Below are 998 nucleotides of genomic sequence, written 5' to 3' on the forward strand. Positions count from 1 at the left end.
CAGATCGATAACGCGCCGGAAGAAAAAGCTCGTGGTATCACCATCAACACTTCTCACGTTGAATATGACACCCCGACCCGTCACTACGCACACGTAGACTGCCCGGGGCACGCCGACTATGTTAAAAACATGATCACTGGTGCTGCTCAGATGGACGGCGCGATCCTGGTAGTTGCTGCGACTGACGGCCCGATGCCGCAGACTCGTGAGCACATCCTGCTGGGTCGTCAGGTAGGCGTTCCGTACATCATCGTGTTCCTGAACAAATGCGACATGGTTGATGACGAAGAGCTGCTGGAACTGGTTGAAATGGAAGTTCGTGAACTTCTGTCTCAGTACGACTTCCCGGGCGACGACACTCCGATCGTTCGTGGTTCTGCTCTGAAAGCGCTGGAAGGCGACGCAGAGTGGGAAGCGAAAATCCTGGAACTGGCTGGCTTCCTGGATTCTTACATCCCAGAACCAGAACGTGCTATCGACAAGCCGTTCCTGCTGCCGATCGAAGACGTATTCTCCATCTCCGGTCGTGGTACCGTTGTTACCGGTCGTGTAGAACGCGGTATCATCAAAGTTGGTGAAGAAGTTGAAATCGTTGGTATCAAAGAGACTCAGAAGTCTACCTGTACTGGCGTTGAAATGTTCCGCAAACTGCTGGACGAAGGCCGTGCTGGTGAGAACGTAGGTGTTCTGCTGCGTGGTATCAAACGTGAAGAAATCGAACGTGGTCAGGTACTGGCTAAGCCGGGCACCATCAAGCCGCACACCAAGTTCGAATCTGAAGTGTACATTCTGTCCAAAGATGAAGGCGGCCGTCATACTCCGTTCTTCAAAGGCTACCGTCCGCAGTTCTACTTCCGTACAACTGACGTGACTGGTACCATCGAACTGCCGGAAGGCGTAGAGATGGTAATGCCGGGCGACAACATCAAAATGGTTGTTACCCTGATCCACCCGATCGCGATGGACGACGGTCTGCGTTTCGCAATCCGTGAAGGCGG

General features: G+C 53.4%; 1 protein-coding gene. It reads left to right on the forward strand.

The window, feature by feature from the left end; translation table 11 throughout:
- On the forward strand, positions 1-998 hold a 998-nt coding region (gene tuf, locus A9180_RS20950; protein WP_064530423.1), incomplete at both ends, for an elongation factor Tu.

Origin of the sequence: Escherichia sp. B1147 (assembly GCF_001660175.1) — a bacterium.
Taxonomy (GTDB): domain Bacteria; phylum Pseudomonadota; class Gammaproteobacteria; order Enterobacterales; family Enterobacteriaceae; genus Escherichia; species Escherichia whittamii.